Source organism: Pseudomonas sp. NPDC086278 (genome assembly GCF_050280905.1).
In the GTDB taxonomy this organism is placed as follows: domain Bacteria; phylum Pseudomonadota; class Gammaproteobacteria; order Pseudomonadales; family Pseudomonadaceae; genus Aquipseudomonas.
Genome location: NZ_JBNNWE010000162.1, coordinates 1 through 6528, shown reverse-complemented (window position 1 = coordinate 6528; position 6528 = coordinate 1). Strand labels below are relative to the sequence as shown.

The following is a 6528-nucleotide window of genomic DNA, read 5'->3' as shown; positions in this document are numbered from 1 at the left end:
CGGATCGAGCATCCCGCCATTCCAGTGACGCGAAATGCGCGTGCCGGTGAACTTGGCTACGCCCATGCCCTGACCGATCAACCGGTCCCGGTAGCCGAGCAATTGCTTGCCCTCGTCGACGGCCTTGTAATAGTTCAGGTCGCCAAACAGCGACAGGTCATCCGACAGCGGGTAAGTCCACGCGGTGCCTGCGTAGTATTGATCCCAGGCATCTTTGAGACGGCTGGAATACAGGCTGACACTGAGGTTTTTGTTCAGTGCGTAGTCGCCACCGAAGTAACCGATCCACGGCGAGTCGACCGGCCCGGCATAGAAGGTCGCGAAGTTTTCGCGCATGTCGCTAGACACCGGTTGGCTCATCGCATGCAAGCGACCGCCCTGGACCGACAGGCCTTCGATACTGGTATTGGTGGCGGTCACACCGCGAAAGCTTTCGGGCAGCAGCCGGGCGTCTCCCGCCGCGACCACTGGGGTGGCGGGGAAGACATCGCCGACTTTTAGCTCGGTATCAAAGGCTCGCACTTTCGCGGCGCCACCGACCTTGGTGTATTCGTCCGACGCCCGGCCTTCACTGTTGACCGGCAAGACATCGAACGAACTGCGGCCACCGTTGCGACCATCGCCGGTATCGAGTTTCAGGCCGATCATCGCAAACGCATCGACACCCACGCCGACCGTGCCTTGGGTAAACCCGGATTCAAACTTGCTGATGATGGCGTGTGCCCAGGCTTCGGAATAACCGTTGCCGGTGGGGCTGGACTGGCCGTCACGGTAATCGCGATTGAAGTAGAAATTGCGGTTGAGCACGGTCAGGCTGCTGCCCTCGATAAACCCCTCGGCTTTATCTTCCGCCTGCGCCATGGGCGCCTCGGAGCCGACAACCACGGCTAACGCGGCCATCGACATTTTTTTATTGTTAACCATCAAGCACTCCTTGAGATCGGCAGAACTGGAACGTTCTTCGGCGTCGGTTTTATTGTTTGGCGAGAGGGCAGTGCCCTCCCGCGTGGTCGCCGGCGTGTATCGTTGCAATCTGCGGATAACGCGAAGGTGATGGGGCTATTACAATTTCGTCATGTGCGTGGGTAGACCGCGCAGCGGCTCAAGTCAGTTCCGCCAGTTGCTGCACGGTCTGCGGAAAGCGTTCAACCAGGCGGATCAGTGTGGTGGCTTGGGCATTTGGGCGCGCCCGGCCTTGCTCCCAGTTCTCCAGCGTCCGGGTGTTGGTGCGCAGGTACATCGCAAACACCGGGCGGGAGAGATTCAGTTGCTGGCGGATGCCAACCACTTCCTCTGCCGTGATCGGCGCCAGCTTGGCCAGTTTTACTTTGTGAGTGCGAAGAGTGACCTTGCCCTGGCGCTCTTCGGCCAAGGCTTCAAAGCCCTCTACCAACTCGGAAAAAATGTCACGTTTCATTCGTTCGTTCTCGCTTTGATTTCTCGATGGAGCATTTCTTTAAGCAGTGTCTTCTGTTGTGGCGTCAGATCGTCCTGCTCGTTTTTGCCATACAGAGTAAACAGCCAGAATTGGTCGAAACCGGACCACCAGTAATAGATCACCCTCAGCCCACCGCGCTTGCCCTTGTGGCGTCGCTCGTCCACCACGCGAATCTTGCGCAACCCTCCGGTGCCTTCGACGACGTCGCCCGCGACCGGGTTTTGCAGCAGCTCTTGCTGGAGCCGGTGAAACAGATCGTCATTGAGGTAGTCGCTGCGGTGCTTTTGGAATACGGGCAGTTCGATAAATAGAGCGTCCATGTTCTGTACGTTACCTGCGTATATTTTTATCACGAGTATCGAATTGGTCAAGGCTTCTGTCCCGGCCAATTCGGTCAAGTCGTTACAGTAAAGACGTACGCAGGATCGCGATGTAGGACGCGGCCGCGTTGCTTGCGAGGGGATTCTGGATGTCGGGGGCAGCCAACGGATGTCAGCCGATGCCGAGGTCTTTGCAGTCCATTTCCGAGAAGGTGAGGGGGCCCCAGAACGCAAAAACGGCACCCGAAGGTGCCGTTTCTGTTTTCTACCGAGTGTCGCTCAAGCGATCAACCTGCCAGCACGGCCTGTTGAACCAGGGTCAGCAATGGCTGCGGGTACAGGCCAATGAAGAACGCCAGTGCGGCGATGGCCAGCAGCATGACGCCGCCTGCACGTTGTTCCCAGTGCAGTTGCGCATCGTGGCGACGCAGGTTTGGCTCGATCAGGTACAGGGTGACCATCACGCGCAGGTAGTAGAAGACGCCGATGGCGCTGCCCATGACCAGCGAGCCGACCAGCCACCATTGGTGCGACTCGACGCCGGTGGCGATGATGTAGAACTTGCCGATGAAGCCTGCGGTCAGCGGGATGCCGGCCAGGGACAGCATCATCACGGTCATCACGGCGGTCAGGTACGGACGGCGCCAGAACAGGCCGCGGTATTCGTACAGCGCGTCGGCGTCGCGGCCGTTGTACGGCGAGGACATCAGCGTGATCACGCCGAACGCGCCGAGGCTGGTGATCACGTAGGTGACCAGGTAAACGCCGATGGCTTCCATGGCCAGGCCTTTGCTCGCCACCAGGGCGATCAGCAGGTAGCCGAAGTGGGCGATGGACGAGTAACCCAGCAGACGCTTGAGGTTGCTTTGGGTCAGCGCCAGCAGGTTACCGAACAGGATCGACGCGATAGCGATGATGGTCAGCACGTCGCTCAGTACACCGCTGCTCGCCGCCGGGGAGATCTGGAACAGCCGCACCATCACCGCGAACACCGCGACTTTGGAAGCGGTCGCCAGGAACGCGGCAACCGGTGCCGGAGCCCCTTCGTAGACGTCCGGGGTCCAGAGGTGGAACGGCACCAGCGACAGCTTGAACGCCAGGCCGATCAGCATCATGCCCAGGCCCAACTGCGCCAGCGAACTTGGCAGGCCGGTGGCCGCCAGGGCCTGGCCGATACCGACGAAGCTCAGGCTGCCGGAATCGGCATACAGCAGCGCCATACCGAACAACAGGAACGCGGAACCGGCGGCCGACAGCACCATGTACTTGATGCCGGCTTCCAGCGAACGCTTGTTGAAGAAGGCATATGCCACCAGACCGTAGACCGGCACCGACAACAATTCCAGACCGATGAACAACCCGGCCAGGTGTTGTGCGCTGACCAGAACCAGCCCGCCGAGGGCGGACATCAGGATCAGCAGGTACAGTTCTTCGCGGTTGCCGGGGTAACCCGAGCCGCCATCGCCGAGGTAGGCGTGGGCGAGGGTGACGCAAGCAAGGGTGGCGACCAGGATCAGCGCCATGTACAGGCAAGCGAAGTTATCGATTTGCAGCAAAGGGGTCACGGCCAGGGGCGTGACTTTCAAGGCTGGCAGGATCGACAGCAACGCCAGGTTCAGGCCCGCCACGGAAATCAGGAAGGTCTGCGAGTGGTTGCGGCGCCAGGCGATGGCCAGCATCACCACGATGATCGTGGCGGTGGTGATCAACAACGGCGCGAGCGCGATAAAGTGTTGAGTCGTGAATTCCATAGCGCTCTTACCGGGCCGAAGCGAGTTGAGTGAAGGCGGTACCGAGCCACTGCTGCACGCCATGCATCGTCGCGGCAGAAGTGTCGAGGAACGGTTGCGGGTAGACACCGATGTAAATCAGCAACACCGCAAGACCGACCACCATGATCAGTTCGCGAGCATCCATGCCATGCAACACTGCGTCCGACTTGGACGGGCCGAAGTAGACACGGTGAATCATGATCAGCGAGTAGACCGAGCCGAACACCAGGCCCGACGTTGCAATCGCGGTAATCCACGGTGCAGCAGCGAAGGTGCCGATCAGGATCAGGAACTCGCCGACGAAGTTACCGGTGCCCGGCAAGCCCAGCGACGCGGCTGCAAAGAACAGGCTGATGGCCGGCAGGTAAGCGATCTTCGACCACAAGCCACCCATTTCACGCATGTCGCGGGTGTGGGTGCGTTCGTACAACTGACCACTGAGGATAAACAGCGCGGCGGCCGAGACACCGTGGGCCAACATCTGGATCACCGCGCCTTGCAGCGCCAGTTGGCTGCCGGAGTAGATGCCGATCAGGACGAAGCCCATGTGGGAAACGGACGAGAAGGCAATCAGACGCTTGATGTCGGTTTGGGCGAACGCCAGGAACGCGCCGTAGAAGATCCCGATCAGACCGAGGGTCATGGCAATCGGCGCGAATTCGGCCGAGGCATTCGGGAACAGCGGCAGGGCGAAACGCAGCAGACCGTAGGCAGCGGTTTTCAACAGAATACCGGCCAGGTCGACCGAGCCCGCGGTCGGTGCCTGGGCGTGAGCGTCAGGCAACCACGAGTGGAACGGTACGACCGGCAGTTTCACCGCGAAGGCGATGAAGAAGCCGAGCATCAGGATGTACTCGGTGGTGAGCGACATCTTGGTTTTCAGCAGGTCGGCGTAGTTGAACGTGATCACGCCGGTGCTGTTGAAGTTGACCAGTACCAGGCCCAGGATCGCCACCAACATGATCAGGCCGGACGCCTGAGTGAAGATGAAGAACTTGGTCGCCGCGTAGATCCGGGTTTTCTTGCCGTCCGAAGAACTGTGACCCCAGAGCGCGATGAGGAAGTACATCGGCACCAGCATCATTTCCCAGAAGAAGAAGAACATGAACAGGTCGAGGGCGAGGAACACGCCGACGACACCGCCCAGGATCCACATCAGGTTCAAGTGGAAGAAGCCAACGTGACGTTGAATCTCTTTCCACGAGCAGAGTACCGAGAGGATACCCAGCAGGCCGGTCAGCAGGATCATCAACAGCGACAGGCCGTCGAGGGCCAGGTGCACGCTGATGCCGAAGCGCTGGATCCAGATGTGCTTGAACTCAAGCGCCCAGGTCGGATCGGCGCCAGGTGCCGGTGCAAATGAGTAGTCACCGTGGGCCCACAGCCAGAGGCCGAGAGCGAGTTCCAGGGTCATGGTCAACAGCGCAATCCAGCGGGGGAGGGTAGCGCCGAAGCGCTCACCCATCCAGCACAGCAGGCCGCCGATGAAGGGGATCAGGATTAGCCAAGGCAGAATCATGACGGGCTCAATTCCTTTCGCAAGTTCGCAAGGTTCATATTCAGACCGCTACCAGCACGATGGCGCCGATGACCAGCACGGAGCCGGCTGCCATCGATGCCGCGTACCAACGCAGTTGACCGGTTTCGGTACGGCTCAGGGCGGTGTGACCCCCCTTGGCCATACGCGGGATCAGACCGATGGTCTGGTCGAGCGGGTCTTTGCGCAGTACGTGGCTGATCGCAAGGTATGGCTTGACGAACAGTTTGTCGTAGATCCAGTCGAAGCCCCAGGCGGCGAACCACCAGGCCGAAAGGAAGCGGCCGATGCCGCTGTTGGCGATTGCAGTGACGAGACGACGCTTGCCCAGGAACAGCAACGCGGCCAGCAGGATACCGGCCAGGGCGATGGCGCCCGAGGCGATTTCCAGACTGTGCTTGGCTTCGCCGCCGGCATGACCGACGCTTTGCGGTAATACACCGTGCAGCGGCGGAACGATCATGGCGCCGACGAAGGTCGACAACACGATCAGCACCGACAGCGGCAGCCAATGCGCGATGCCGTGACCGGCGTGCGCTTCGGTCTTCGCTTCACCGTGGAACGCGATGAAGATCAGGCGGAAGGTGTACAGCGAAGTCATGAACGCGCCGACCAGCCCGGCATACAGCAGACCGTGGTTGCCGCTGGCGAACGCTTCCCAAAGGATTTCGTCCTTGGAGTAGAAGCCTGCGGTCACCAGAGGCAGGGCCGACAATGCCGCGCCGCCAACGATGAAGCTGGCGTAGGCCAGTGGCAGTTTCTTCCACAGGCCGCCCATCTTGAAGATGTTCTGCTCGTGGTGGCAGGCAACGATCACCGCACCGGAAGCAAGGAACAGCAGCGCCTTGAAGAAGGCGTGGGTCATCAGGTGGAAAATCGCGCCATCCCATGCCCCCACGCCCAGCGCCAGGAACATGTAGCCGATCTGGCTCATGGTCGAGTAGGCGAGGATACGTTTGATGTCGGTCTGTACCAGTGCGGCAAAACCGGCCAGCACCAGGGTCACGCCGCCGACGATGCCGACGAGGTGCAGGATGTCCGGCGCCAACGCAAACAGACCGTGGGTACGGGCAATCAGGTAGACACCGGCGGTCACCATGGTTGCGGCGTGGATCAGGGCCGACACCGGGGTCGGGCCGGCCATCGCATCCGCCAGCCAGGTTTGCAGCGGCAGTTGCGCGGATTTACCGACAGCGCCGCCCAGCAGCATCAGGGTTGCCAGCACGATCCAGAAGTCGCCGACCTTGAAGTGCTCAGGCGCCTTCACCAGCAGTTCCTGGACGTTCAGCGTGCCCAGTTGCTGGAACAGGATGAACAGGCCGATGGCCATGAACACGTCGCCAATGCGGGTGACGATAAAGGCTTTGAGTGCCGCGTTACCGTTGTTGCGCAGAAGCGCTCTTCAAAGCTCTCCAGGGCACGTCGACCGGCGCGCAGCAGGTTGCTGCGCTGAAAAATCAT

General features: G+C 60.6%; 5 protein-coding genes and 2 pseudogenes. All 7 read right to left on the bottom strand.

Going from position 1 to position 6528, the window contains the following annotated elements:
- On the bottom strand, positions 1-924 hold a 924-nt coding region (locus tag ACQKP4_RS27965), incomplete at its 3' end, for an OprD family outer membrane porin (RefSeq protein WP_427637266.1).
- A 178-nt stretch (positions 925-1102) separates the two neighbouring features.
- On the bottom strand, positions 1103-1417 hold the full coding sequence (locus ACQKP4_RS27960) for a helix-turn-helix domain-containing protein (protein ID WP_427637265.1): 315 nt from the start codon (positions 1415-1417) through the stop codon (positions 1103-1105).
- A complete protein-coding gene (locus ACQKP4_RS27955; protein WP_427637263.1) occupies positions 1414-1758 on the bottom strand; it encodes a toxin in 345 nt (114 codons plus the stop codon). The genes ACQKP4_RS27960 and ACQKP4_RS27955 overlap by 4 nt, the downstream gene beginning before the upstream one ends.
- A gap of 287 nt (positions 1759-2045) precedes the next feature.
- Positions 2046-3509 (bottom strand): NADH-quinone oxidoreductase subunit NuoN, encoded by a 1464-nt coding sequence (gene nuoN, locus ACQKP4_RS27950; RefSeq protein ID WP_427637262.1) that lies wholly within the window; start codon positions 3507-3509, stop codon positions 2046-2048.
- Positions 3510-3516: 7 nt separating this feature from the next.
- Positions 3517-5049, bottom strand: coding sequence for an NADH-quinone oxidoreductase subunit M (nuoM, locus tag ACQKP4_RS27945; RefSeq protein WP_427637260.1), 1533 nt, complete (start codon positions 5047-5049; stop codon positions 3517-3519).
- Between the two features lie 40 nt (positions 5050-5089).
- A pseudogene (gene nuoL, locus ACQKP4_RS27940) lies at positions 5090-6457 on the bottom strand (NADH-quinone oxidoreductase subunit L); the annotation flags it as partial.
- A gap of 2 nt (positions 6458-6459) precedes the next feature.
- Positions 6460-6528, bottom strand: a pseudogene (locus ACQKP4_RS27935) (protein TolQ); the annotation flags it as partial.

Bases quoted from the DNA above. Each gene is read 5' to 3' on its own strand.
- ACQKP4_RS27955 (WP_427637263.1), bottom strand. From the start codon at position 1,758: ATGGACGCTCTATTTATCGAACTGCCCGTATTCCAAAAGCACCGCAGC.
- nuoM (WP_427637260.1), bottom strand. From the start codon at position 5,049: ATGATTCTGCCTTGGCTAATCCTGATCCCCTTCATCGGCGGCCTGCTG.
- ACQKP4_RS27960 (WP_427637265.1), bottom strand. From the start codon at position 1,417: ATGAAACGTGACATTTTTTCCGAGTTGGTAGAGGGCTTTGAAGCCTTG.
- nuoN (WP_427637262.1), bottom strand. From the start codon at position 3,509: ATGGAATTCACGACTCAACACTTTATCGCGCTCGCGCCGTTGTTGATC.